Source organism: Synergistaceae bacterium (genome assembly GCA_012728235.1).
In the GTDB taxonomy this organism is placed as follows: Bacteria; Synergistota; Synergistia; order Synergistales; family Synergistaceae; genus JAAYFL01.
The window spans coordinates 1-1,899 of record JAAYFL010000005.1 but is presented as its reverse complement, the minus strand read 5'-3'; the positions used below and the strand labels follow the sequence as shown (position 1 = coordinate 1,899).

Annotated in this window: 3 protein-coding genes; all 3 read right to left on the bottom strand. The window is 41.9% G+C overall.

Annotated elements, in window-relative coordinates; translation table 11 throughout:
- The coding region (locus GXZ13_00300) for an ABC transporter substrate-binding protein (protein NLX74288.1) at positions 1-143 on the bottom strand (143 nt) is incomplete at its 3' end.
- 245 nt (positions 144-388) lie between these two features.
- Positions 389-1,501, bottom strand: a complete 1,113-nt coding sequence (gene dnaJ / locus GXZ13_00295) for a molecular chaperone DnaJ (GenBank protein ID NLX74287.1) — start codon at positions 1,499-1,501, stop codon at positions 389-391.
- Positions 1,502-1,517: 16 nt separating this feature from the next.
- Positions 1,518-1,899: Hsp70 family protein (locus GXZ13_00290; GenBank protein NLX74286.1), on the bottom strand; the 382-nt coding region annotated here is incomplete at its 5' end.

Here is a 1,899-nt window from a genome sequence, read left to right as displayed (position 1 = left end):
ATATTAACCTCAGTCATTCCATATGCTGCGTAGTCTCCCGTAAGTGCAGCTAGATAACCAATTTTGATGGGAGCTGCAGCTGAAGCTGCTACACTCAAACACAAAACAAACAATAGAGACAGGGCTACGGTTACTTTTTTCATGACAAGCCACCTCCGAATATTTTAAAAAATATTTAGTTAATTACTTTATTAGTATATCTATGCAAAACAATTAACGCGCTCTATTCTATCTTTCATTCTTCCTTGTGTAAATAGACACCATTAGAACAAGCTGTTATTTCTTATTTTTATTTTTACGCAAAGATATAAAGTCTATATAAAAATGCCCCGTATAAAATACGGGGCATTTAAAATTAAGATGATATTTTACGGTTTTAATATTTTACTTATTTTTTTACCTGAACTTTCATTTCATCAGCCAATTCTAACAGAAGAGAGCGCTCTTTAGCAGATGGTTTTTTGGTAACGTTTACACGAACCAACACATTAAGATCACCCTTACCTCCGCCACGAAGCTTTGGCATCCCATGTTTTTTTATTCTTAACTTAGAACCTGGTTGAGTTCCAGGCGGGACGTCAAGCGTTTCAGTTCCATCGAATGTCTCAATCTTTACTTCACAACCCAATACTGCTTGCGGATATGAGATATCTATCGCAACGTTTAAATCGTCGCCCCTACGCTGGAATCTCTTGTCAGGACGAACCTCTAATAGTATAAATAAGTCCCCTGAAGGGCCTCCATTAATACCCGCCTCACCTTGACCTGCGACCCTCAACCTAATACCGGTATCAACTCCTGCAGGTATTTTTACGTCAACGGAATGCTGTTTGCGCACACGGCCTTGACCTTTACACTGTTTACAAGGCGTTTCTATTACTTCTCCTTTGCCATGACATGCCGGACAAACTGTGTTTTGCACCATTTGTCCAAAAGGAGTATTTATAGCCTGCTGTACTTGCCCCTTGCCTGCACATGTAGGACATTTATTCACTTTACTTCCAGGTTCAGCGCCGCTTCCCTTACAGTTTAAGCAGGTATCCAGTTTGGGTATAGAAATCTTTTTACTCGCACCACGATATGCGTCCTCTAGGGTTATTTGCATCGCATATTCGAGATCGCTACCTCGGCGTGGGGCATTGGGATTAGAAGATCTTCTGCTTGCACCACCAAACGCGCTACCGAAAAGATCTCCAAAAATATCTCCAAAGTCTGCTGCTCCGGAAAACCCTCCGAATCCACTGAACCCACCCGCTCCTCCGGGCGGCATATCTCCTACGTAGCCGAATTGATCATATTGAGCACGTTTTTTTGAATCACTTAAAACCTCATTTGCTTCGTTTATTTCTTTATATTTTTTCTCGGCCTGTTTATCACCCGGATTTGCATCCGGGTGATACTTCCTTGTTAATTTTCTGTAGGCCTTTTTTATTTCATCTGCCGAGGCCCCTCGCGGTACATTCAATATTTCGTAATAATCTTTTTTTTCGGGAGCAGCCATCAGCATTTCACCTCAATTACTCGTCGTCTTCGTGGAACTCTACGTCCACTGTGTCTGAATCTGATTCGTCTGTAGTTTCTCCTGCTACCTGAGGCTCTTCTGCTGTATCAGTTGCGCTTTGTTCTTCAGCAGCATGCGCTTTTGCGTAAGCTTTCTCTGCAATTGGGTGCATGGCCGTCATTAATTCCTCAGTAGCCGTTTTTATTGCATCTGCATCTTCGCTTGTAAGAAGGTCACGCAAAGCTTTGATTTTTTCTTCAACTGTTGATTTCTCTTCTTCCGAAACGTCTTCGCCTAAATCTTTTAAAGACTTCTCGGCGTTATATGCGGCACTATCTCCTTCGTTACGCACCTCTACGAGCTGTTTTTTCTTGTTGTCCTCTTCTTCAAACATTTCT

Bases quoted from the DNA above. Each gene is read 5' to 3' on its own strand.
- dnaJ (NLX74287.1), bottom strand. From the start codon at position 1,501: ATGGCTGCTCCCGAAAAAAAAGATTATTACGAAATATTGAATGTACCG.